General features: G+C 48.7%; 20 protein-coding genes and 1 riboswitch. Of the genes, 8 read left to right on the top strand and 12 right to left on the bottom strand.

The features are described 5' to 3' along the window. The first annotated feature begins 221 nt into the window (after positions 1-221). The 3 genes from MHM94_RS00005 (at position 222) to cdd (ending at position 2,567) form a co-directional block, all read left to right on the top strand. Positions 222-806 (top strand): HNH endonuclease signature motif containing protein, encoded by a 585-nt coding sequence (locus MHM94_RS00005; protein ID WP_235418222.1) that lies wholly within the window; start codon positions 222-224, stop codon positions 804-806. 328 nt (positions 807-1,134) lie between these two features. Continuing rightward, a riboswitch (cyclic di-GMP riboswitch) is annotated at positions 1,135-1,224 on the top strand. A gap of 67 nt (positions 1,225-1,291) precedes the next feature. Beyond that, on the top strand, positions 1,292-1,669 hold the full coding sequence (locus MHM94_RS00010; protein WP_235418223.1) for a hypothetical protein: 378 nt from the start codon (positions 1,292-1,294) through the stop codon (positions 1,667-1,669). Positions 1,670-1,709: 40 nt separating this feature from the next. Continuing rightward, positions 1,710-2,567 carry a cytidine deaminase gene (gene cdd / locus MHM94_RS00015; RefSeq protein WP_235418224.1) on the top strand — a complete coding sequence of 286 codons (858 nt, stop codon included), beginning with the start codon at positions 1,710-1,712 and terminating at the stop codon, positions 2,565-2,567. Here the strand turns inward: cdd and udp are convergent. Next, positions 2,525-3,286, bottom strand: a complete 762-nt coding sequence (udp, locus tag MHM94_RS00020; protein ID WP_022944403.1) for a uridine phosphorylase — start codon at positions 3,284-3,286, stop codon at positions 2,525-2,527. The two genes, cdd and udp, sit on opposite strands and share 43 nt — an antisense overlap. A gap of 167 nt (positions 3,287-3,453) precedes the next feature. On the opposite strand from udp, the gene MHM94_RS00025 reads away from it, so the two are divergent. Beyond that, positions 3,454-4,233: a DUF2189 domain-containing protein gene (locus tag MHM94_RS00025; RefSeq protein ID WP_022944402.1), complete on the top strand. Its 780-nt coding sequence runs from the start codon at positions 3,454-3,456 to the stop codon at positions 4,231-4,233. Between the two features lie 279 nt (positions 4,234-4,512). Further along, a complete protein-coding gene (locus MHM94_RS00030) occupies positions 4,513-5,622 on the top strand; it encodes an arginase family protein (protein ID WP_045979883.1) in 1,110 nt (369 codons plus the stop codon). A gap of 73 nt (positions 5,623-5,695) precedes the next feature. Here the strand turns inward: MHM94_RS00030 and iadA are convergent, their stop codons facing one another. From iadA to MHM94_RS00045, 3 genes are all read right to left on the bottom strand, one after another. Continuing rightward, positions 5,696-6,862: a beta-aspartyl-peptidase gene (gene iadA / locus MHM94_RS00035; protein ID WP_235418225.1), complete on the bottom strand. Its 1,167-nt coding sequence runs from the start codon at positions 6,860-6,862 to the stop codon at positions 5,696-5,698. Positions 6,863-6,868: 6 nt separating this feature from the next. Continuing rightward, the gene (gene yfcC / locus MHM94_RS00040) at positions 6,869-8,278 is read right to left on the bottom strand and encodes a putative basic amino acid antiporter YfcC (protein ID WP_235418226.1); all 1,410 of its coding nucleotides are present in this window, start codon (positions 8,276-8,278) and stop codon (positions 6,869-6,871) included. A 64-nt stretch (positions 8,279-8,342) separates the two neighbouring features. After that, positions 8,343-11,276 carry a TonB-dependent receptor gene (locus MHM94_RS00045; protein WP_235418227.1) on the bottom strand — a complete coding sequence of 978 codons (2,934 nt, stop codon included), beginning with the start codon at positions 11,274-11,276 and terminating at the stop codon, positions 8,343-8,345. A gap of 362 nt (positions 11,277-11,638) precedes the next feature. On the opposite strand from MHM94_RS00045, the gene MHM94_RS00050 reads away from it, so the two are divergent. After that, positions 11,639-13,324 (top strand): cyanophycinase, encoded by a 1,686-nt coding sequence (locus MHM94_RS00050; RefSeq protein ID WP_235418228.1) that lies wholly within the window; start codon positions 11,639-11,641, stop codon positions 13,322-13,324. 218 nt (positions 13,325-13,542) lie between these two features. Continuing rightward, positions 13,543-15,513 carry a methyl-accepting chemotaxis protein gene (locus MHM94_RS00055; RefSeq protein WP_235418229.1) on the top strand — a complete coding sequence of 657 codons (1,971 nt, stop codon included), beginning with the start codon at positions 13,543-13,545 and terminating at the stop codon, positions 15,511-15,513. Here the strand turns inward: MHM94_RS00055 and MHM94_RS00060 are convergent. The 5 genes from MHM94_RS00060 to MHM94_RS00080 all read right to left on the bottom strand — a co-directional run bounded on the left by MHM94_RS00060 (position 15,506) and on the right by MHM94_RS00080 (position 20,081). Further along, positions 15,506-16,504 (bottom strand): hypothetical protein, encoded by a 999-nt coding sequence (locus MHM94_RS00060; protein WP_235418230.1) that lies wholly within the window; start codon positions 16,502-16,504, stop codon positions 15,506-15,508. The genes MHM94_RS00055 and MHM94_RS00060 overlap by 8 nt on opposite strands. 59 nt (positions 16,505-16,563) lie before the next feature. Continuing rightward, positions 16,564-17,082, bottom strand: a complete 519-nt coding sequence (locus MHM94_RS00065) for an Ig-like domain-containing protein (protein ID WP_235418231.1) — start codon at positions 17,080-17,082, stop codon at positions 16,564-16,566. 15 nt (positions 17,083-17,097) lie between these two features. Then, positions 17,098-18,696: a DUF4331 domain-containing protein gene (locus tag MHM94_RS00070; protein WP_235418232.1), complete on the bottom strand. Its 1,599-nt coding sequence runs from the start codon at positions 18,694-18,696 to the stop codon at positions 17,098-17,100. 159 nt (positions 18,697-18,855) lie between these two features. Beyond that, positions 18,856-19,566: an anti-sigma factor gene (locus MHM94_RS00075; protein ID WP_235418233.1), complete on the bottom strand. Its 711-nt coding sequence runs from the start codon at positions 19,564-19,566 to the stop codon at positions 18,856-18,858. Next, the gene (locus MHM94_RS00080) at positions 19,563-20,081 is read right to left on the bottom strand and encodes a sigma-70 family RNA polymerase sigma factor (protein ID WP_045979890.1); all 519 of its coding nucleotides are present in this window, start codon (positions 20,079-20,081) and stop codon (positions 19,563-19,565) included. Before MHM94_RS00080 ends, MHM94_RS00075 begins: the two co-directional genes overlap by 4 nt. Before the next feature lie 227 nt (positions 20,082-20,308). Between MHM94_RS00080 and MHM94_RS00085 the strand changes: the two genes are divergently transcribed. Continuing rightward, positions 20,309-21,943 (top strand): diacylglycerol kinase family protein, encoded by a 1,635-nt coding sequence (locus MHM94_RS00085; protein WP_045979891.1) that lies wholly within the window; start codon positions 20,309-20,311, stop codon positions 21,941-21,943. Positions 21,944-21,997: 54 nt separating this feature from the next. Here MHM94_RS00085 and MHM94_RS00090 read toward each other — a convergent pair whose 3' ends face one another. The 3 genes from MHM94_RS00090 to hmgA form a co-directional block, all read right to left on the bottom strand. Continuing rightward, on the bottom strand, positions 21,998-22,285 hold the full coding sequence (locus MHM94_RS00090) for a DUF1496 domain-containing protein (protein WP_053909315.1): 288 nt from the start codon (positions 22,283-22,285) through the stop codon (positions 21,998-22,000). Positions 22,286-22,357: 72 nt separating this feature from the next. Then, on the bottom strand, positions 22,358-22,984 hold the full coding sequence (gene maiA / locus MHM94_RS00095) for a maleylacetoacetate isomerase (RefSeq protein ID WP_235418234.1): 627 nt from the start codon (positions 22,982-22,984) through the stop codon (positions 22,358-22,360). Continuing rightward, complete coding sequence (gene hmgA, locus MHM94_RS00100; protein WP_235418235.1) at positions 22,984-24,285, bottom strand: homogentisate 1,2-dioxygenase; 1,302 nt, start codon at positions 24,283-24,285, stop codon at positions 22,984-22,986. The genes maiA and hmgA overlap by 1 nt, the downstream gene beginning before the upstream one ends. Positions 24,286-24,374 lie beyond the last annotated feature (89 nt).

Raw genomic sequence — 24,374 nt, forward strand, 5'->3', positions numbered from 1 at the left:
ATAAAGAATTCGAGCATGTAAGTCGATACCACAGTAAAAATCATGTAATTTGGTATAAAATTTCATTGAGCTTTCTCCTTTTGGTTTGGTCGCCTTGAAGTTTAGTATTTCGCTAAACTTCGGGGAGGAGGTTCAATAAGTATCAAGCGTATGCAGACGGACCAAATTGGCCGCTGATGCGAGGCGTTAGCCAAAGTATTTACCCAAAGAAAGGAGGCAAAATGGCAGCTCCAACAATAACAATGGAACAGCTTTTAGGTGGTACCGAAAAGTATAAAGCCAATATTCGCCCCTGGGCACAAACTCTAAATCGAGTAGATTGGTTCTTACTGATCTTAGGGGAGCTATACCCATTAAAATATACATTTGCTTTGGCAGCTAATTGCCCACCGGCAACATACACAACAAACCAGATGAAAGCTGTTCTCAAAAAGCTTCCGGTAGAGTTTATAAGTATCAAAGAACAGAAAGAAGCCAAAAACTCGTTTTATGATCAGGTGCAACTTTCTTTATCTGACACTGCTGAACGTCAAGAAAGGCTAAATTTGGCAGAGAAAAAGCCTACCATGAGACTGACGTATCAAGCAGAGTTTATTAGAAACCCTGATGTTGTAGCTGAGATTCTTGAACGAGCAAAAGGTAAGTGTGAGTGTTGTGGTGAGCGAGCTCCTTTTATACGCTCTAAAGATGGAACGCCTTACTTAGAGGTTCACCACAAAGTATTTCTTTCCAAAGGTGGTGAAGACTCTGTGGAAAATGCAGAAGCTCTATGTCCAAATTGTCACCGTAAAAAACATTTTGGCTAACAAACTGTTTAAGAGTGATTCACAACTCGTGGCATTTTTACTATGCGTTAGGTTTATTGGTTAAGATGGTGGGTTCCGTGTGATCAAGAAAAATATGGTACATAGAAATAGTGTGTCCTTAATTAATTTTTCAATGGAAAAGCACCTAAACTTTCACAGTCAAATCTAGCCGAGCGTTGCCACATCGGCTGAGTAAGGCGGCCTCCTATCAGAAAATGCTATCTACACAGCAATCAGTTTTTATTACCTCCTTACATGGATCACAGCGTAGAGTGGTGATTATTCAGTTTAGTTGAATAAAAGCTCTAATTTACGTATTATGGCCTGCTCAGAATAAAGGCACGGTGCTCGAAAGAGTTTCCACGCAAAGCTCCAGGTCTAAGGTCAATACATTGGCTATGATGGCTGAGCCGCTTCCACTTTTGCCCTCCTAGTGCAAACGAACTTGTGCCTTTGTTGTATCTGTATTTATTAGAGAGAACGACATGGCCAACTCTGTTGTTGCGAGTTTAAGTTATTGCGCTGAAGAAAATATTGTCTGCGCAACCATGCGCGGTAAAGCGCAATCAATTGATGTGTTAAATAACGCCAACGCCATTATTGAATTCGCCAATAGTTACAATGCGAAAGCGGTGTTAATTGATGTACGCGAATTTGAACATGCTTATGCTAAGGATGAGTTCATTGATGTGTGCTACAAGCTAGCGCCATTGCTCGGCCAGTTGAGTATTGCTCGGGTGGTTAGTTATCAGGGTTTTATGCATGAACTGGTGACGCAAAAAGTACGAGAGCTTGGGGTCAGGGTGAAAAACTTTGATTGCCAGGAGCAGGCACGTAATTGGTTGCGCCCACTTTCGTGCTAGGTTAGTATCCCAAGCCCAAAAAATAACAACAGGCCTGAACATGCAGGTTATAGGGTTACTCGCAGAAATAAAACGCCAAGGCGGTATCGCCTCTGAGCAGCAATTCAAAGAACTTCAGCAGGAGCTGGGGTCTTCTTTTAAAGACACCATCGATTGGCTGCTAGCGCAAACCCAAACATGGGCGGTAGCGCCCATTTCGTCATTTCATGTTGCCGCTCTTGTTAAAGCAAAAAATAGTCAAGGTGACGTGTTTTATGCAGTCGGTGTAAATGTTGAGCTAGCAGGCTTGGGGTTAGAGGTATCTACCCATGCAGAGCAGTGTGCATTGCATAATGCCTGGCTACACGGCGCGACAGAGATTGAGCACATCTATATCAGCGCCGCACCATGCGGGCATTGCCGTCAATTTATTAATGAGTTCAAAGGTGCGAAGAACATCGCTATAACCATAGGTGATAAGTCAACGACCTTAAACGAATTGTTGCCTCAAGCCTTTGGTCCAGTTGATTTGGGGGTAGAGCAGCCCTTGCTGGGTAATGCTGCTAGCCATCATGATGATAGCCGCTCATTACACCACCATTTTGCGCAAAGCTATGCCCCTTACAGTGGTGGTAAGGCGGCGGTAGCCATTGAATATGCCGGCGCAACCTATTTTGGCCGCTATATGGAGAATGCCGCGTTTAATCCTAGTTTTTCACCCATGCAAGCGGCGCTAAGCCAAATTGTGTTGGCCAATCAAGAAATCGATTTTAGTGCTATTACAGCGGTGACTTTATTGGAGCAGCAGGCGGGCAAATCACACCTTGGAGCAAGCAAAACAGTGTTAGCTCAACTTGCTCCGCACGCGCAATTTAATTACGAATTACTAAGCAGCAGCTGTGCTCCCGCAATAACCTGATCTATCGCATTTTGTTCAACAGCCGAGATATCCACGTCGGGTATCTCGTTTTCACAGCGATTGACTAATACTCCGGCGATGCACGCTGAGCGCAGCCCCAATGCGCTACACATGGTCAGTAAGGTGGCAGACTCCATTTCATAATTCATCACGTTAAGCGCTTGCCACTGCTGCATGGACCCTTGAAGGTGGGTGGGAACATAACCACTGTGGGTGTCATAACGCTCTTGCCCAGGGTAAAAGGTATCACTGGATGCGGTAATGCCAACGTGATGAGTGATATCGCTATCCTGACATGCTTTCACTAGGGCGGCGGTGGCTTCAAAGTTGGCCACTGCGGGGTAGTTGGCTGGCGCAAAGTGGTGCGACGCTCCATCTAAACGCACCGAGGCTTGGGTGATCAATAAATCTCCCACGGCAATGTGCGGCTGAATGGCTCCTGTGGTCCCCACTCGTAAAAAGGTATCTACGCCGAGCTGCGCGAGTTCCTCAACGGCGATGGACGTAGAAGGTCCACCAATACCGGTTGAACACACCACCACAGATTGACCCGCTAACTGACCTAAATAAACGTGAAATTCGCGATGCTTGGCAAGACAGCGCGATTGCTCAAGCTGCTCTGCTATAACGCCTGCACGCTCAGGAGCGCCGGGGATAATAGCCAAGGTTGCCCCTGCAATGTCTTCTTTAGTGATGCCAAGGTGAAACATTTTTTTCATGTAAGCCTCTGATTTATCTTACGCATAATAGTGCCTTTAAAGGTGCCATGCTGCGGTGTTGCGGTCCATGCCAATAAGGACAAATGTCCGATACAAGTGATCCCCTAGCTTGCGAACTGAGTAGATCTCAACTAGATGTTAATTGAATGTATCATAGGAGATAAATTATGGGGCTTTCTTCTAGTGCTTCGAGCCGCAGTGAATTTGCTCGTTGCTTCGAGTGTAACAAAGTGAGCGTCTTTGCTCCTTTACATTGGTTAGCGTTAGCGTTTAAAGATATGGCTCGGGCACCGCTGTTGAGCCTTGTCTATGGTTTAGTGTTCACCGCTATTCCCGCTGCGCTGTTGTTTTTTGTTTATTCTAGTCAGTCGCATTTGGTCATTTTGCCTGCTGCTGTCGCCTTTGCCCTCGTTGGACCAGCCTTTGCGGCTGGCCTCTACGATGTGGCGTGGGAGCTAGAAAAAGGGCACACCCCAACATTTCGCCATAGCCTCAAATCTATGTTTCGTAACCCCGCAGGGGAGTGGGGTTTTGCCGTACTCTTGATGGTGGTCATGATAGTGTGGATGCGCTTGGCCGCTTTAGTGCATGCGCTTTATCCCAACACCGTTAACCCTACATTGGAAGAGCTGAGCGCGTTTCTAACCTTAGGCTCTATTATTGGCGGCGTGCTGCTGGTAAGTGTATTCGCCATCTCTGCCTTTACTCCGCAAATTATGATGGAACGCCGCGTTGATATTATGACTGCGGTGGTGAGCTCAATGAATGCAGTGCGAAACAATGTGGGTGCAATGGTGGTGTGGTGCGCCTGTATTGTCTCTTTGGTTTTGCTTGGCTTTATCACCGGCACTGCGGGTTTTATAGTCATTATGCCACTGCTCAGTTACGCCAGTTGGCACGGCTATATCGCTATTATTAAAACCAAGCGTCCGCGTAGCTACGAGTAACTTTCTGGCTGGCTTATGCAGCTTTTATGCATAGCCAGTCACGCCTTTGTTTGCGGCCCCTCCACGTTAGTTTGACTTCTTCACTCAGCTTGTATATTAATCGTTTACCTTGGGTGCTAAGGTGTATATGGATACTAAATAAGCCTTTTAAAAACATGGTGTTATGTTTTACCGGTAACTTGGTGTCGAGGTACAGATTACACAGAATAAGATAACAACGTACAGCAACACGATTTTTCTGCAAGCACCATATAATTGCATAACTATTGAGGAGAGAGCATGACTGCTAAGTGGCAAGATTTTCAAGAAAAAGTTGAGCACTGCTTGTGCCCGCCAGGTAACGGTGTATTTACTGTTAACACGGCCAAAGAGCGCAAAGCGGCCCTGCATCACAAGCTCTACGGTCAAACTGAAAACATTGAGCCACTGTGGAAATCATCCCTTCAAGATTTACCCACTAGCGAGCACAAAGCAGTTATGCTGGGGATCAGCTCTGACTGTGGTGGCGGTATTTTACGTGGTGCGAACTGGGGCCCGTTATTTCTTCGCAGTACATTAATTGAACAGCAACCGCAAGCGAAAGCGTTCGATATCGGTGATGTTCGTGTGATCCCACACTTATTACATGATAAGTACCTCAACGAAGGCACTATCAGCAACTGTCAAAAAGCCTTGTACGCAAACGAGCAGAGCGACTACCATGTTAGCCCGCTATCCATCACCGAAGATGTATGCACTGATTTTTATGCAAACTTCCCCGAAAAAGGCATTTTTGGTATCGGTGGTGACCATTCAATCAGTTACCCACTGACGAAAGCGTATCTCAAAGCCAAGCGCGAGCAGGGCAAAAAAGTGGCTATCATCCATTTTGATGCGCACACCGATTTGCTCGTAGAGCGTTTGGGCATTGACCTATGCTTTGGCTCTTGGTGTACGCATATTCTAGAATTCTTGCCGAGCCCTGCGCATTTAATCCAGTTTGGTATTCGCTCAAGCGGCAAGCCGAAAGAGCATTGGGAGTCTACCTTTGGTGTTAAGCAACACTGGGCCCACGAAATCAATGAACGTGGTTGTGAAGCCGTTATTGCCGAAGTACTTCAGCAACTGCGCAATGATGGTGTTGACGAGCTGTATGTAAGCTTTGATATTGACGCTTTGGACGCTGAGTTTGCCTCGGCCACCGGCACACCCGAAGACGACGGCTTAAACCCACAACAAGCACTCACTATTCTTGGCGCACTGGCTGATGAGTTTCCAATAACGGGTGCCGACATGATGGAAATCGCTCCTTTCACCGACAGTTCACTGGAAGGCAAAAGCAGCTCAGAGACGACCTTGCGCGAAGGGGCTAAAATCTCAGCGTTCTTGCTTCAAGCAATGAACAAGTAAGGCTCCACTTCTACCAGTGACCAAAAAAAGCGCCTTGCGGCGCTTTTTTCATTGTTGATAAGCGCTTCTTTGGCTATTCAAAACGGCCTTTGCGTATCAGCTCACCATCGGCCATCATGCATTGACCGCGCACGAACACCCACCGTGGCAACAGTGAAGTGCTATCAAGCAACACTAAATCAGCGCACGCCCCCGCTGCCAGCGTACCTTTTTGTATTCCCAGTACGTTCGCAGGGTTGCTGGTTATCGCTCGTAATGCATCGGCAAACGCCACCTTATGCTCTTTGACTGCTTCAATAAATGCCAGTAATAACGAGCGCTCATGCCCGACCTCAAGACCCACCAAATGGTTGTTCTCATCAAACACTGGCAAGCTAGCGTGGCCATCAGAACTCATCGTTAAACGAGTTTTTTCAACACCTTTGGCTAAGCATTGTGCCAAAGCGCGCGCCGCACTGACTTCGCCATGTGCTAAGTCATAGTCGGTGGTGCTGGTGGTGAAATCTATCCAGCCACCGGCATTGGCAAAGGCGATACCGGCGTCAAGCAGCTGCTGGTTGCGATTCATATGGGTGGGGTAGAAGCGGTTTAATGGTACATCATAGTGGGCAGCCACCTCATGCAGGAGCGCTAAATGACTGTCACTAGGGCCGACATGAATACTAATCGTGCCGCGCTTATTACTTAGCATACCTGCAACCCGAGCATGTGCTGCCAGCTCACTAAGCTGCTTCGCATCGAGCTGAGAGCCGCGATGATCGCTAATAGCGACTTCACCGACACCGATGACTTCATCAATGAACATAATGTCCTTTTCTATACTGCCAGTGAGCGAGGGCGCTGGCAGATGATACGCACCGGTATAGCAAAAGGCATTGAGCCCTTCTTCTTTGAGTCCTTTAGCCTTAGCCAGTAAATTACTGTGTGTGCGGCCGATTGAATCAGTGCCAAGGGCGCCAACAACCGTGGTGATCCCGGCGGTTATCGCATCACTGAGCATCATTTCCGGCGTGCGACTGGCGAAACCGTCTTCACCGCCACCGCCACAAATATGCACTAATGAATCAACAAAGCCGGGCACGGCAATCAGCGTGCTGCCATCTATGACTGTTTGCTGCAGGGAGCTGGTGAACGTGAGATCAGGGTCTATACCGAGAATATGCTCGCCGCCCAAGGCGATAGTTTGTTGCCCCATAGGGTCGGGGTTGTAAGTAGTAACGTTGTTAATAAGTGTGATCATAATGACTTAACTGTATTGCATAAATTGAGCGCCAATAACAAAAGCGCTGGCGAGGGCAAATAGCGCAAGCTGCAGGCGCCAAATAAATAGAAACCATTGGCCCCACTCTAACTTCACCACGCCCAAACAACCAATCAGGCTTGCTGAGGTGGGAATAATGATATTGGTCAGGCCGTCACCGAGCTGGAAGGCGAGTATCACGGTTTGCCGACCAACATTAAGCAAGTCGCCCAAAGGGGCCATAATCGGCATGGTGATCGCAGCTTGCCCCGAACCTGAGGAGACAAAGAAGTTAAATAAGCTTTGAAACACCAACATACTCCATGCTGCCAGCGCTTCGGGCATGCCGTGTAAGAGGGTGGCGCTGTAATACAAAAGCGTGTTTAACACCGAAGGCTCACTGAGCTCATTGCCACCGAGTAAAAGCACGATGCCTTTGGCTAAGGCGACCAATAACGCGGCCGGCAGCAGCTCTTGTGCTCCTTGGGTAAACACCTCTGCACTGCGCGAAAACGAGGTGCGATACATGACCTTGGCAACAATGGCGCTTAACACCGCCAAAGTAAAAAATTGGCCAGCAAGTTGCGGAATGTAATACTGGTGCAAGGTCACTCCCCAAATCACCCAGGCAATGACACCGGCAAACAGCAATAATAGCGTTTTATCAGCTCGACAAAGAGGCGCATAACTTGTACTCGGCGCAGGTTCAGCGGGTAATGCGCGACTGTGTTTTGCATAGCGATAGGTGTAGGTCATGCCCAGCAATGTAAAACAACCCCAAGCGAACATCCGCAAGGGGGCACCGGAGAACACGCCGAGTTCAGCAATAGACTGAGCAATGGCGATACTAAATGGGTTCATCCATGAGCTCGCAAACCCGATTTGTGTTGCCACATAAGTCACTAACACTGTAGTTTGAGCGTTGTAGCCCAGCTGCTTCATAATTGGCAGCAGCACGACGCAAAAGGCGATTGCCTCTTCACCCATGCCAAATATGGCGCCGCCAAGAGAAAACAATGTAAACAGCACAGGAATAAATAGCCATTGTAGCTTTTGAGTGCGGCCGATCAGTGCTAAAACAGCGCGGTTTATAGCGCCGGTGTGCATCAGAACCGAAAACGCCCCGCCGGTAATAAGAATAAATGCCATGACGCCAATGGTAGCGCCAAATTTATCGCCAGCAACGAGCCCTTCGAATAGTACATTCACAAAGCCGACTTCGCCGTTACTTGCAAATAACGGCAATTGCAGCTGCGTTTGTTGTTGTTGAAATTGCGCCAAGCTGACCGTAGTTTGCTGAGCGTCCATAGCAAACCAGCCAGGTTGCACAAACCAGGTACTGGCATAGGCAAGTAAGGCCACCGACATCAAAATAACGCTGGCACTGGGCAAAGAAAAACGCGTGTGATTAGTCATGAGTCTTCACTTATAAAAGGACAAAGGGGCGCACGGCCCCTTATTGATTTTTGGGCGCTGACCATTAAAAGCGGTAGGTCATGCCCACACGATAGGTAGCGCCAAGGGCGTTATGATTTATTGCATCAAAACCTCGGGCAGAGCCATACACTGTAGGCGGCTCTTCATCTGTGAGGTTGTCGATATTAACGCGCAGGGTGAGTGCGTTGCTCAGCTCATAGCCAGCAGAGAGATCCCACACTAACCATGAGTCGACCTCTCGCTCACCTTGTGCATCGAGCGCGCCAAGCGCCTCCAACTCGTCAATTTCACGACCCCTCAGGCCATCGATATCGTCGCTGTAGCTGTCAGTATAGTTGGCCCCTATAACGATATAGTAATTGTCGCTATCCCAAGCTAAGCTGACGCGGCCCACATTCTCGGGGTAACGATAACTACCCACTAAAGATTCAATGGCATCGGAGCCTGGGCGGTTACGTTCGTATTCGAGATAATGAGTGGCGTCAAAACGCAGCGTCAAATCTCCTTGGGCCAGTGCAAAGCGATGATCGAATTTGATATCCACGCCTTGTAAATCTTGGCTGCCGGTATTTTCTAAGGGGATCACGTGATCGCGAGATAAAGGCAGGTATAACTCACTGTCACGGGGGTCAAAAGCGGCAATATAATTGTCAAGAATCTCAGAGAGATCAGCGCCCTGTTGCTCAATGTTGAGCCCTTGTTCGTCAGTCACCTCACACAGCTGTTGATCATAGGCAATGCCTTGTTGTCCTTGTGGTACCAGGTTGCAATGACGTAAGGCTGCATCGCTTAGTGCTCTGTCGAGTACCGCCGTCATATTGGTATCGATGACTTTTTCGTGATTGAACTGCCAGTAATCAATAGTTAGGTTAGTTTGGGCACTTGGGCTCCATGCAAAACCTAAGCTTAATGCCTGCGACTCTTCCGCTTTTAATGCCGCATTGCCAAGTTCAAGCGAATTGACCGTTACTTCGGTGCCATCGCCCATACAATATAAATCGGCTACCGCTTGGTTTGCGCCACAATCAAAGGTTGATGTGGTCGTGCGCAGCTTTACGCCGGCCTGAGTCAATGACGGAGCGCGGAAGGAGGTCGACCATGAGCCCCGTAGCACCATAGTGTCGGTGGGGCGGTAGGTGAAACCAAGCTTGGGGTTAAAGGTACTGCCGAAATCATCGAAATGATCGTAACGCCCGGCGGCTTGCAGCTCAAGCTCGGTGCTTAGTGGGATATTGAACTCTGCATAGGCTCCCCACTGAGTGCGGTCGGCCTCGGCCAGGCTAGAGCCAAAACCAAATACATCCACTAAATAGTCATTTTGCGCCTGAGCTTGTGAGTCTAAAGAGGGGATGTCTTCAAGCTCCTCGCGGCGAACTTCAACACCAAAAGCTGCATTCACTGCGCCCGCATCAAGCAGCAGTAATTCACCGTTAATATTGGCATCCCAAGCATAAACCGAGCTTTTACCTGAGCGAGAGGGTTTTTGTTGTGTTAACGCCAAAGTCGCATCATTGGTGCTATCGCCGAGCAAAAACGGGTTATAAAACTGGCGTAATGTCGCGTCGCCTGCGCAGTTTAAAGTAGTGCCATCGTAGCTTGCAATTTGTCCGTCACTGCACAGCTCACCGGTTAATGCAGCGTGAAACTTGAAGCGGTTATAGACGCCAGCAATGGCAACTTGCTCTGACTTTGAGCGCGACAGGGTGATGCCACTTTGCCAAAACCACTCACCGAGGCTGCCTTCAAGTTCACTCACCAAGCGCATGTTATCCGACTCTACTTCAATGGTACGCGGGTCGCTAAAACGGGCATCAAAGGCAAAACCATAAACTTGGCGATTATTTACGGTGTCAAAGGGGTCGATATAGAGCTGCTCTAAAAGCGGGTTTGAGCCATCTGCTTGGTCAAAAATAAACAGGCTTTGCTCAAGGGCATAAGGGCCTTCGCTGTCATCAATTTGATTGATAGGCGCTGGCGAAGAGTAGGCTGTTGATTGCGTATGGCTGTAGAAAAAATCAGTTTTCCAATTAAGATCGCCAACGGCTTGCGTAAAGGTAAATCCGGTGGCGAGGCTTTCAAATGGGCTATCGAGGTAGTCGTCCTCATTGCCGTAGTAGGCACATATTTGCTCGCCATATTCGGTCTCGACCAACTCGGTTTTACACCCTGGGGCAGGGAGTTCTAAGCCATCTCGCTGCGAGTAATAATAAATGTTTGGCGTATTCTCGAGCTTGGGTAAATAAGAATAGCCACTGACTAGGTGAGGGTCTTTAGTGTACTCCCGATCCGTCGCTTTAAAGGCATTACGGTGATAATAATCGGCGAATACACTGAGGTTGCCTTTGCCAAGTTGTGTGCCCCAAAGCAGATTAATTTGCGTTTTACTTTCATCACTTTGTGCCAAACTGTCGCCGTATGAGGCATTGACTTCAAACCCTTCAAAATCATCTTTAAGGATGTAGTTGATAACGCCGGCAACAGCGTCTGCGCCGTAAATGGCTGAGGCACCGGTGGCAAGAATTTCAATACGTTCAATGGCCGCGAGCGGAATTGCGTTAACGTCAACAAAGTTTTCCGTGCCCGCTGCAAATGAGCTCGGCGCAATGCGTCGGCCATTAACCAGTGTCAGTGTTGAGGACGGGCCCATTCCGCGTAGGCTCGCTGCTGATTGCCCGGCAGGAGTGGAGTTAGAGGTACCGCCACTTTGAGATGTGGAAAACGTGCCAGTCCCCCCACGTAGCTGGGAAATGTCTTTCAGTAGATCGTGGATGCTATCGGCGCCGGAGCGAGCGATATCATCTTGGTCCAATACAGTAAGCGGTTGTGCGCCTTCCAAATCCACGCCTTTTAAGCGGGAACCGGTGACGTCGATGCGCTCAATATTTTGCTCAGCAGGGGCCAGGGGCTTTTCAGCCGCCGATAGAGAAGGGCATACAGCCGCAGTCACGGCCGCAGCTAAAGATAACTTGCGAAACATATTTCACCTGTCGATGTTGCTGTGCGCGTCATGCACACGCACAATGAGTGCGCGTTTTTATGCACAGAATTTTATTATTCGTAGATAGAGTTAGGATGAGATGGCTAAAACGTGCTTAACCACCACGTTGTAAAGACAACGGGTGGGCTACTCGTCAAACCACTCCGACAGGTAATGGGGCGAGTAGAAATATGCAGCAAGCACCGGGGCTTTTTTCAACATTTTCTCGCATTCCTCATAGGTTTTTGACAACGCAAACTAAACGGGTTAGCTTGTACTCGATTTTTGAGTCCTTTTCGTTATAACACCCAATTATTGCTAAAGCAACAATTGTTTTACATTTAAATCAGCCTTGGAAACTTATGACCATGATTAAGGATTTAGGCGCTATTCGCGCATTTTCGACTCATAATCGTCTCTTTTACCCTGTCTTGTTTTTCATTTCTCTATTCGTGTTACCGCTTGCACATGCCCAGACGCACATATTGATTGGCGGTGCTTTGCACACTTGTTCATCGCTAGGTGCTAAGCATTGCCTTGATAAAACGAATTTGCAGGGCAAGCGTAGTAACCTTTATCAGCTCGATACACAAGCTATCGACAGGCTAGAAAAGCACTGGCCAGAGCAATACCAACCGCAAAAGGCGCGCATCATCGAGGCGCTAAAAGCCATCACCAGTGAGCAAAAAATGAGTCGGCAAGCGCTACTCGACAAATGGCATGCGGTGGATGAGCAAGTGGCGTTAATCACCGATGAGCTCTATTACTTCATCCTCGATAACCTCGAAGTCTATCAAAGAGATAAACGCCAGCGTTTGGTCGAGCGTGTAGATAAAACTCGCACTCGTTCGCAGGCGGCCAAAGATATTGTCGCCTTCATTGAAAAAGCCACGCTGGTGGCAGCGCAACAACAGAAGCAACCTGCAAAGATATTGGCGATCACCGCATCAAGCAGAGACCCTTATGAGTCCGCTGACTTTTATGAGCAACTACTGCAATTTGATGGGGTCGAAACGCAGTGGTTGGCATTGACGCCAGCGTTGGCGCAGGCCATTACCGAGAATCGCTGCGAGTCCTTACCTGCTCTGCGCGCGAAAGCGCTCAGTTTTGCGCGCTCACGAATCTACCCAGAGCGCATCGCCCAAGAGCATGCATTGTGCGAAGCCGGGGTTGCCAGCTTAGTGGAAAAAATCCAAAGTGCGACAGCGGTGATGTTCAATGGTGGCGATCAGAGCTTAACGCGCAAGATACTCTTTGCAGACGATGGCGCCCCCTATCCTTGGACAGCCGCGCTAAAGGCGCGCCCTGTTATTGTTGGCACCAGTGCTGGGACGGCGGTACAAAGTGGCGGCAGTAATGAGCAGGGCGCGGTGGCTATGATCACCAGCGGTGATTCGATAGGCGCTCTCAATGCGGGTGCTAAACCCCATTCAGCTCCTTCAGCGCGAGTGCAGCAACGTGGTGGCGTGACGTATGAGCAAGAAGGGGGATTAGGAAGCTTTACCTACGGGGTATTGGATACCCATTTTAGTGAGCGTAATCGTAGTGTACGTTTGCACACATTAGTGCAACACATTGGTCAACATCATGGCTATGGTGTGGATGAGACCACAGCACTGGTCACGCTGTCTTCGGCATCAGGCAGCGGCGCTGCAGTACTCGGTGCTGCAGGTGTGGTAAAGATAACTCCCACGGCAGAAAATGCCTTTCGCTACAGCTTTTACCCTGCGGGTGTGCGCTTAAAACTAAACGATGGGCACTGGCAGCTGGCTGAGAATACCGAGCAAGTCAGTAGCCCTCAGCTTGCCAACCAAGCGTTACCGGATATTCGGTTCAACGATATTATGTACGATGCTAAGCTTCGCAGCCTGACTCAGGCAATGTGTATGACCAACACTAAAAAAGCCCTAGCGCAGCAATTTGCCGATGGTCAGTATTGGCACTTTGCTCTAACTGCAGACGAGCAGACTCGCATGGTTAACACCGCTATAAGTAATAATGCCTGCGCCGTTGAGAACTTGCTTATAACCTTCTCTAAAGCCCAGTAATCTCGCACCATAAGCTATAATGGCACCGAGCTCGGGGTGCCATTACTCGTATATACCTTGTCACCAGCTTATCTTTGATACTTTTGGTCACAACAATAGCGGGTATGACTATAAATCATATCGCGGTAATGCTGTGTAAGCGTTTTTTCCTAGTTGTAATTAGCCACAGTCCCTATTTTAACTATACTGAGGGAGTTGCAGCGTGAGGGAGAACGGTTATGCCTTTGAAATTTAGATTACTAATCGCTTTTTTATTGGTGGGACTGATCCCAGCTCTGGTTATCACTTTGATCAGTGGCTACATCAGCAGTGAGGCTCTGCGTGAACAGGCCTACAACCAATTACGCTCCATCGAAACTATCAAAAAATTGCAAATTAAACAGTACTTCGAGCGCATTGAAGTGGATACCCTCAGTGCAGCCAACGATTGGTCAGCACGCATGAGTGAGTCGGACTGGGTTAGAAGTGCGCACCAAAACCAGAGCCGCTTCGCTGATTACATTGAGCGCCGAGGCTACTACGATTTATTTCTTATTGATGACACAGGGGTGGTGAGCTACTCGGTCACTAAAGAGGCGGATTATCAAAGCAACCTCGTCAGTGGCCCTTACAGTGACTCGGGGCTTGCCCAACTGTATCGTCAAGTGATGGAAACAGGCGAATACACATTCAGCGATTTTCAGCCTTATGCACCTAGCGGCGGGGCCCCCGCTGCGTTTGTCGGCGCGCCCGTTGTTGCTGGTGGTGAAATTCAGGCGGTGCTTGCGTTGCAGTTATCCATTGATGCTATCAACGAGGTCATGAACACGCGCGAGGGAATGGGGCGCAGTGGTGAGAGCTATTTAGTTGGTCAAGATTATCGTATGCGTTCAGACTCGTTCTTAGATGCTCAGGGACGTTCAGTTAAAGCCAGCTTTGCCGGTACCATTGCTGATAATGGGATTAAAACCAAAGCGGTCACTGAGGCCTTGGCTGGTCGCAGTAACACCGAAGTGAACATCGATTATAACGGTAATCCAGTTTTGAGTTCTTATGAGCCCCTTGATATTGGCGACACGCGTTGGGCGATGGTGGTAGAAATCGATCAACAAGAGGTATTCAGTAGTGTTGATAAGCTGATATCCAGTATGACGGTATTGCTGGTCTTGGTTATTGCGGCAATATTACTGGCAACGTGGTGGGTGGTAAGAATGATCATCACCCCTCTTGGCGGCGAGCCTGAGGAAATGCAAGACATCAGTGAGCGTATCTCCCATGGTGATTTAAGTTGCGAACTAAGCGCACGAGGCGAGGGCAAAAATGTATACAACTCCATGCGAGCGATGAATTCCAATCTGCGGCAGTTGGTCGGTCAGCTCAGCGATACTGTTGATACATTGGGCTCTACAGTTGAGCAAACATCGGCCAGTACCGAACAAGAGCTGGAGAATAATCGCACACAAATGGAAAATATCATTAGTATTTCCACAGCCATGCAAGAGATGTCGGCCACCATTGATGAAGTGGCAAAAAGTGCTCGTAACGTTGCTGATTTAACGCATGGTTTAGAAGGCACATCGCAACAAACTAATGATTCTATTAATCAAACCTCGGGTGCCCTGCAACAGTTATGTGAAGAAATTGGTCGTGGTGAGAATACCATTAATAGCTTGAGTGAACGTAGCCAAGAAATCGGATCGGTGCTCGATGTGATTAACTCTATCGCTGAGCAAACAAATTTGTTGGCATTAAATGCCGCAATTGAAGCGGCGCGGGCTGGCGATCAGGGTCGTGGATTTGCCGTGGTAGCCGATGAAGTGAGGCAACTGGCACAGAAAACGCAGAGCTCCACGAAAAACATAGAGTCGATGATTGGCATGCTACAAAAGGATGCTAAGCACGCTCGCGAGTCGATGGCTCGAAGCAGTCAATACGCCAGTGATACAGCAGATAAATCTATCAAAAGCACACAAGCACTGCAGCAAACGCTAGAGCAGTTGAAAACAGTGGCAGGCCATGTTGAAGTGATCGCCACGGCCGCCAATGAGCAGAGCTACACCGCTCAAGATATCTCTAAAAGTATGACGCGCATTAATGATGCCGCCAACGATAATGTCGCTACTGCTGAGCAGGTTAAAGCGGCCAGCGAGGAACTTCAACGTCTAGCCTATGAGTTGCAAACCAGTAGCGGGCGCTTCAAGCTTAATTAATGGTTTGCGCACGCAGCTCGCTTTGAATTTGCTCATAGAACATTGTGTCGACCTTCAATGCACTGATATGGGTTTGTTGTTTGGCCCAGTGCAGCGCAGTGATGGGATCATCGACGACATGGTAGAAATAATAGGCCAGAGCATCGGCATAGTTATTGGCATCATCCGCAAGTCGGTGAGCCATTCGTTGTTGCGCACTAGCGAGCCACTGTTTTGGAGCCGCATGTGCTAGACGCACAATTAAGGCATCGGGAATGTCGTCGATGTTCAACTTAAGGCGAGAAAACTCCTCAACAAACTGCTGTGCTTGACCCAGCGCCATGAGTGTATCGGCAAAAAGTAGCCAAGTGCTGGAACTAAGTTTTGCGCCCATCATGGGGGAAAGTGCTTGTTTTGCTGCCAGGTATTGGCCATCAAAATACAGCGCGGTGGCAAAGAGCTCTTGCGTAAAATAAGCCAGTTCAGAGTTGCCCTCGCGTAGCGGCGAGTGAGCAAGGCGAGTAATAATTGGCTGCAGCGGTTCACTTTGCATTTTTACATCAAGGGTGCACACCATGGCCAAATCAACACTGTGCTTAGCGGCCAGTGATAAACAGGTCGCAAGCGCCTTATCAAAAGAGCCAAGTACGGTTTCAATATTCGCTTTTAATAGTAGCGCATTCGCATCGCTAGGTCGTAATGTTAGATAATGCTCAAGTGTACTTAAAGCCGGCTGAAAATGATGGGCGCGTTGCAACATGCTGGCGCGCCAAAAATGACTGATAGGTCGCTCATCGCTTGTGCGCTTAGCTAACTCTTTACTCAGTGCTTTATGGGTAAATGGCTGTGGGGTCACAAACTTATTGCCAGCGATATGCTCCACTAACTCATCGAAACTAAGGTCGTTCAGGCGTGTTTCCTGACTCTTAGGTTCATGTATATGTTCCAAATGGGCAGTGCAGGGCATCGACACTGTCGCTGCGAATAAAAAGCTAAGGGTGGCGAGTTTCATAACAGCTCCTTAAAAAAGGCCTTCCATGGCCTAGGTTTAACAAGGCAGGTCCGTATTGCCTAATTGCTAGCGTCGACTAAGTCTTGATAGAACTCGGTGGTGTCGACATCGTTGCTAAATATGCGGCCATTTACACGGGCCGGCATGGCGTCACTGGCAGCGGTAAATGCCGCTCGGCTGTAGCTTGAAAAGCTGACCTGTAAAGCGTCGACAGTTATTTGCGCTGTCGCTGCAACGGCCATGTTCTTGCCATCGTCGACAGTAAAACTAAAGCTATCGCTGCCGGTGTACTCAAGCATTGGTTGATAGCTGAAACTGCCATCAGCGTTGACGGTGACAGTGCCATTGGTCGGCGCCATATCTAAGGTGAAAGTTAAGGTATCACCATCAGCATCGGACGCTTGCAGTTGTCCGTTCAACTCGGTGTCAGCTTGCGTCGTAAAGCTTGCATCCGCGACATTGGGCGCGCTATTGCTTGGCATTGGCTGCTTTTTGTCTGTGCCATCGTTATCGCTGCCACAACCACTGAGAGTCAGCGCTAGGGTGGTAGCAACTGCTAATTGGATTAAGTTACGCATGATGATCACCTCTTATTACTGCGAACCCGGTAACGGGGTCGCTAAATAAGGAAATTGTGCGTTGGTGTCCTGTGCACTAATGGGCGCGCCATCGGTGAACGGGACATTACCAACGCTTGCATCGTCAGAGCTGCAAAGTCCTAAATCAGTGTCGTTACCGGCAACGGGGATTGGGTAACATAAACGGCCCATCACTACGCGTAAGGCGATATCGACAACATCATCACCAGGGCGACGGCCATTGGGGAAACCCGCTAAATCATCGCCAACAACACCAAAGGTAGACTGCTGCTCTTGTGGTGTGGCTGTAATCGCAGTATTTAGGCGTAACATCTCAGAAGGTGTCACGATTGCTAACTGGTTGACGCCCTCAAACCCGGTTAGGAAGGCAGTAACCAAATCGATACGCGGAAAGTTAGTTGGCGCCAAGGTTTCAATATTAGTGCCCAGTGTTTGGTTGACTGCATCTTTGAAAAGAATATTGAGTAGCTCTGGTAAGCTAGGGTGGGTCACATAGTCAGCAAATTGACCATCATCTTTTGGATGAGCACTGGAGAAGGTGTCCTTATCTTTCAGGCCAATGACCAGCTCATTAACCAGAGGGTTACCAAGACGTGAAACCTGCACTAATGCTCCGCCATTGACTGCAGGCTTAGCAAAATTTGCTCGCGGATTAAGAATACGTGCTTGTGGCATCCACGCTGTAGTCCATGTACCAATGGTGCCGTTGCCTTCACCGGTAACACACTCTTTAGGTAATTCGAGCGCTAAAGCGGTCACGTTTTTGGTTGCTAAGTCGTCATTAGCGGTGTCCTGAGTAATACCACCTGGGAATCCTTCACCGTCATTGGCACCTGGTGCACTATCGCCTTCTACGGGCACATAGTTGACCAAATCAAAGGTTTTGCCAAGGTTGACGACAAAGGGGTCTTTGCGTTGACCAACAAACACTTTTGCCGGTGAGCCACAATTAGGTAGAGCCACTTCATAGACAAATTGGTCACTGTATTGCTGATAGGCAGCAGGGCTGGTAAACGTTTTATTACCGATATAATCCAATGGCTTGGCAAAATTTTCTGTGCTGGTCATTGGGTTAGTCACGGGGGTGCTTGTACCTGAGGCCATTGGGCCTTGCACGACACTTAGGGTATAGCTTTCAGAGAAGTTAGCTGCGCTTTGATCGCTGGCGCTGATTGGCCCCACATTTTTTAGCGGGACGGCGATACTTTTCGTATTGCCCTCAGGACCCACATTGAGTGCAATGCCATCGCCACCGGCGAGTGCTGAACTAAAATCGAAGACATAGGTTAAATCCTCGATGGCGTCGCCATCATTGTCGATGTGAATGGCGTATTTGGCATCTGGGTGCATAGCGAAGTAATTGGGACCACCATAGGGGTCTTGTAGCGGAATGTAGTTAGCAATAACGGTTACATAGCCACCCCGTTGCGCCTCGTAACTATTGAAGGCATAAAAGTCGGTGGAATCGACCGTAGGCATTCGCGCGATATTAGGCGCTTCTCGATGACTTGAGGCATGAGCGGGAAGGGCACTAAGAATACCGAGAGCACCGGCGACGATAGAAAGTGATAAGTGTTTAGCATGAGTCCGCATGGGATTCTCCTTTTTGCTGAGTTCATAGCCGTAACGGGGCAAAAAGGACTTTGGATGCAAAAAAATTAAAAAAGCTAAAACTTTTTTAAAAACTTTATATTTTCAATTGATTAGGCGCATAAAAAAGGGCCCGTGCGGGCCCTAAAAACATGGTTTGCATTAAATATCGACTAACTCAGCCGTATATAGCACTTCGGTGGGCGTGCCAGTGGGAGAGCCTCCAAGTGGCTCTAAGCTGACAGCGAGCAGGTTGATATTGCCATCGGCGAAGTCTTTGGGGATAGGGAGCGATGCCTGCCCTGATTTGGGTAACAAACCTAAGGAAATTGGCGCTTCTTGTGTTTTTACTATCATCCACAGCTCGTAGTCTTTATCTTGTCTCGCTTTTAGCTGCTCATTTGCTTTAACCAGCAGTGCGTTGTCGGTAGCATCAATAAGCCAAAGTGGCTGTTGCTGCTGATCTTTTACAAGCGCAAACTGATCACTGACAAAGCGCTGGTCCACCGGCTCTGAAGGCAACATCAACAGTATTGTGAGCAATACACAGGCCGCAAGGCTGGCGGCGCTGATTGTTGGCCAGAACCAAGGCGTTGATGTTTTAGTCACTGATTTGCCGTGGCCGATTGCGGTGACATTCTGTGTGTTGTTGATACGAGCTTGAATCTTTTGCCATACCTGTGGGTTGGGCGCATCGTGGGGCAACTGCGTACCGAGTGCATTGAGGTGCTGCTCCCACTGATTTGTTGCATGGCGCGCATAATCTGAGGTCATCAATAAACGCGCAAAGCGTTTACGTGCGGGACCCTTGAGCGTTCCGAGCACGTACTCGGCAGCTAAATGATCAATGAGGTTGTGGTTGTCATAGTTCATATTCCTAAGCACCTCTTTAATTGCGATAACCCTCGACGGATCCAGCTTTTAACTGTGCCAAGTGGGTCGCCCAAATGGGAAACGACTTCGCCATGGCTAAAGCCGCGAAAATAAGCTAAATGAATCGCATGACGTTGCTCTGGAGCAAGCGCCTCGATACAGTGCGCCAACTGTGAGTTTTCTTCAGCCACGATGGGTTGCTCACTGCCATGAGTTTCTTCATATTCTTCCTCTTGGCGGACCTTTTGATAACGCAGCATGTCTAAGCAGCGGTATCGCGCGATGCTCACCATCCAACTGAGCACTTCTCCCTTATCTGTTTGATAATCGCTGGCATTGTGCCAGATACGCACATAGGCCTCTTGCAGCGCTTCATCAGCTAAGGCTGGGCTATTCAACATTTTACGACAAATAGCGTTGATGAGACCGCTGGTGTCTTTGTAGAGGTGTTCAAAAGCGCGTTGATCACCTTGCGCCACCGCTGTCAACCAAGCTAAATGGTGTTCTTTTTGCACGACGTTATCCCCTTAACGATTAATAAGTCTAATTGGATGCATAGACTCTTGCCAGACTAGCATATAACACTATTTTAACAATTAATTAGGTTGATAATTAGCAACGACATCAATAACTTCGTTGTATTAAAGCGGTACACATCGATATTTAAAGAGGGGCTTTTAGCGCTTGCGCTTACTGGTGATCGTGATATGGTTTTACTATAACACTATACAAGGAGTGGTTGATGTACGCTGCTGTTGCTTACTTATTGATGGCCGTGGCGCTTTGTGCCATTGCCGTAGTTATTAAAATTCCCTATTTCGCAATCTTTTTCTACTGGAGCGCACTGTCGTTACTACTGGTTTCCTTGGCCTATATCGCCAATTTAGGGCGCATTTTTAGAAAGCGTCAAGATGGCAGTATTCCTTGGTATATTCGTTGGGCATTTATTCCTTTCTTATTGGGTGCGCAACTATATAACTCTTGGCAACGGCGCACAGATAAAGTGCCGCCTATTCAAGAAGTTGAACCAGGCTTGTTTCTCGCCTGCCGACTGTTTCCTTCCGACGTGGAAACCCTTAAGCATGAAAATGTCACTGCCATACTAGACGCTACCTGCGAGTTTGATGGTTTGGACTGGTCGCTCATCGGTGAAAACATCAGTTATTTGAATATCCCTGTGTTGGATCATGCGGCGCCAAACCGCGCGCAATTGCGCCAAGCCATCAACTGGATTCACCACCACCGCAAACGCAACCGCAATGTGGTTGTACACTGTGCCCTTGGACGCGGGCGTTCGGTATTAGTGATGGCTGCTTACTTACTAGCTAAAGAGCCTGAGGCGGACTTAGACGAAGTGTTGTCGCGAATTCAGGAGACCCGTGAGACGGCCAACCTCAATCGTTTCCAGCGCAAGGCCCTGAAGAAAATGCATAGCAGTGGTGAACTCGAAGTACGCAATAAAGTGTGCTTAATTGCTAATCCAGTTTCCGGACGTAAGTTATGGGGTGAAAAAAAGCACGAGATCATGTCACGCCTCAATGGCTATTTTGATATGTCGGTGAAAACCACCACAGAGGAGGTGAATGCGGCGATGCTAGCCGAGCAAGCGTTGGCCGATCATCCTGATATGATAATCGCTTGCGGCGGCGATGGCACGGTCACCGAAGTCGCCTCAGTGATCTGTAATAGCGATATCGTCTTGGGTATTATTCCCATGGGCACGGCCAACGCCTTAGCGCATGTGATTATGGGGATTGAGTCTAAAGCCTTTGGGGTTGATAAGGCCCTTGATGTGTTGATCAGTGGAGATGTTCAGGCCATAGACACAGCGCGCTGTAATGATGAGTTAACGTTGTTACTCATCGGCCTAGGGTTTGAGCAAAAAATGATTGAGAGCGCTCATCGCGACGCCAAAAATAACAGCGGCCAATTCGCCTATTTGCAAGGCTTCTGGCAAGCACTTGGCGAGCATAAGGCGAAAGATTACGAGTTAACATTGGATGATATGGCACCTCAGTCTGTGCATACAAACAGTATGATTATTGCCAATGCAGCGCCTATTTTTACTTTGCTAGCGCAAGGGCGAGGACAACCTGAGCATGACGATGGTTTATTGGATGTCAATTGGCTCGAACCGGCCAAAGACTCCAGTGTTAACGTACTTAGCATTGCTGAGCTTGCGTTTAACAGTGTGACTCAAACTCAACTCGATGTGAATGCGCACCATACCAATGCCCGCAAGGTGCGTGTTACAGCCAATGAACCGATTGATTACGTAATAGATGGTGAAACTCGTCAGGCAGATGAGTTGGTCATTGAGATTCAGCCCTCATCATTGCGTGTAATGGCTCCGCAGCGCAACGAAGAGTCATCTTAAAAGTACAAAGTGATTGGGCCCAGGTCATTGGGCTCAATCACCTTATAGCGTTAGTTAGTGCACGCGGATTTTGCCTTGTTGCTCGGGATAAACTGGGTGGCCCTGTTTGTCTACAGCTCGCCAGATAAGCGCGCCGTTATCTTGGTTTGGGTGTTTACGGGCACAGATTTTCGGCGCCCCAAACATGTCAATTACCGCTCCTTCACTGTAACGACGCTCTTCATACCAACACACCGATGTGTGCTGCGCATCGACCCAAACACGCGTTTTGGTTTTCTTGGTATCAGCAACCCCTTGCGGGGCGAACATCAGTGTTATCAATACCACAAGCGCTGTGCGCATATCGGTTTCTCCGAGGTGTAATCGTTATGTCAAAGCAACAGGCACAATTATGATACCTGTTGCTTTGCGTGTTTAGGTGGCATCCACCTGTTGCTGCGGCGCCGCATCAGCAAAGGCTTTGAGCGTATTACAGTGCTCATAGACAGCCATGATTTTGGGGTAACGGTCCATATCGACCTTAAACCGCAGCGCGTTAAACACTTGAGGTACCAGGCAGATGTCGGCAAGCGTTGGCGCGCTGCCAAAACAAAATGGACCCTCGCCGATCTGATTTTCAAGGCTGTCAAAGCCGGTCACTATCCAGTCTTGATACCATTTGGTTTTCTGCTCATCACTGACATTGAGCTCTGCTGTTAAATACTTTAGCACACGCAGATTGTTGATGGGGTGAATATCGACGGCAATGGCATACGCCAGCGCGCGAATTTGTGCTTTTTCCCAGGCATCACCACTAACCAGCGGCGCCTGCGGGGCTATTTCGTCCAACCACTCTAAAATAGCCAGTGATTGACTAAGTACGCCTTGCTCGGTTTCAATGGCAGGTAGCAAGCCTTGTGGGTTTTTGCTGAGATAGGGCTCACCACGCTGCTCGGATTTGAGCAAATTGACCGGTACAATGTCATGCTCCAGCTCCTTTAAATTTAGTGCAATGCGGACGCGATAAGCCGCCGATGAGCGAAAATAACTGTATAGCTTCATTATTTCTCTCCGTTAAAGTGTTTTTTTATCCCTTTCCAGCAATCAAGATAGTTGCTTTGGCGCTCTTTGCCAGTTAATGCGTACTCTGTGGGGGCAATGATGTAGCGCGACTCAAACATAAAGGCCAAGGTGTTTTCGTAGCGTACCGGCTCAAGCTCGCCCTGGCTTGCCTTGTCGAACACCTCGGCTTCTGGGCCGTGCGGTGACATGCAATTGTGTAGGCTCGATCCACCTGGCACAAAACCCGCTTCTTTCGCGTCATAGGTGCCTTTAATCAGACCCATAAATTCACTCATGACATTGCGGTGGTAATAGGGCGGTCTAAAGGTGTGCTCGGCGACCATCCATCGCTCTGGGAAAATCACGAAGTCAACATTGGCCACTCCAGGGGTCCCCGAAGGAGAGGTCAAGACCGTGAAAATGGATGGATCTGGGTGGTCGAAACTGACCGTGTTCATGACATTAAAACGTGATAAGTCATATTTGTATGGCGCGCTGTTGCCGGTCCAAGCCACCACATCCAGCGGTGAGTGCGTGATATCTGCTCGATACAGTTGGCCGCTAAATTTGGCCACCAATTCAAAGTCACCTTCTTTGTCTTCAAATGCGGCGACAGGGTATTGGAAGTCGCGGTCATTGGCATAGCCATTGGCACCCACTGGTCCGCGCTCAGGAAGAATATAGGGGTGGCCGTAGTTTTCGCAGATATAGCCGCGCACGGGGCCATCGATTAATTCGACAAGGAACTTCATGCCACGAGGGATCACCGCGATTTCTCCAGGCACAATTTCGATGATGCCGCATTCTGTACGCAGCCGCAGGCCGCCTTGTTGCGGCACAAACAACATCTCGCCATCGGCGTTATAAAAGTAACGTTCATGCATCGAGGTATTGGCCACATAAACGTGAATACCAATCCCGGCTTGACCATTGACGCTACCATTAGCTGCCATGGTCACCAAACCATCGATAAAGTCGGTATGCTCAACGGGAATATCGATTGGATCCCAACGCAGCATAGTCGGAGGACTGGGCACTTCGGTGATGGGGGCACTGCGCAGTAGGCCATTGTCCAGGGGTTGGTAATCTCCTTGAACCACCGAAGGACGAATACGATATAGCCAAGAGCGACGATTGTCGGCGCGCGGCGCGGTAAACGCGGTTGTCGAGAATTGTTCAGCGTAAAGGCCATAGTTGACCTTCTGTGGGCTGAATTGACCAATTGGCAAGGCATCGGCAAGGGCTTCGGTGTCAAATTCATTGCCAAAGCCGGTCATGTATTGCAGTGTATGTTTGCTCATTAGTAGGCTCCTGTTGTATTGTTAATCAACATACTCTCATGTGAGAGTAAATTCAAACATCACGCACAGGGCGGGTGTAACATAAATTT

This window comes from Pseudoalteromonas sp. CNAT2-18.1 (assembly GCF_022347865.1).
Lineage (GTDB): Bacteria > Pseudomonadota > Gammaproteobacteria > Enterobacterales > Alteromonadaceae > Pseudoalteromonas > Pseudoalteromonas ruthenica.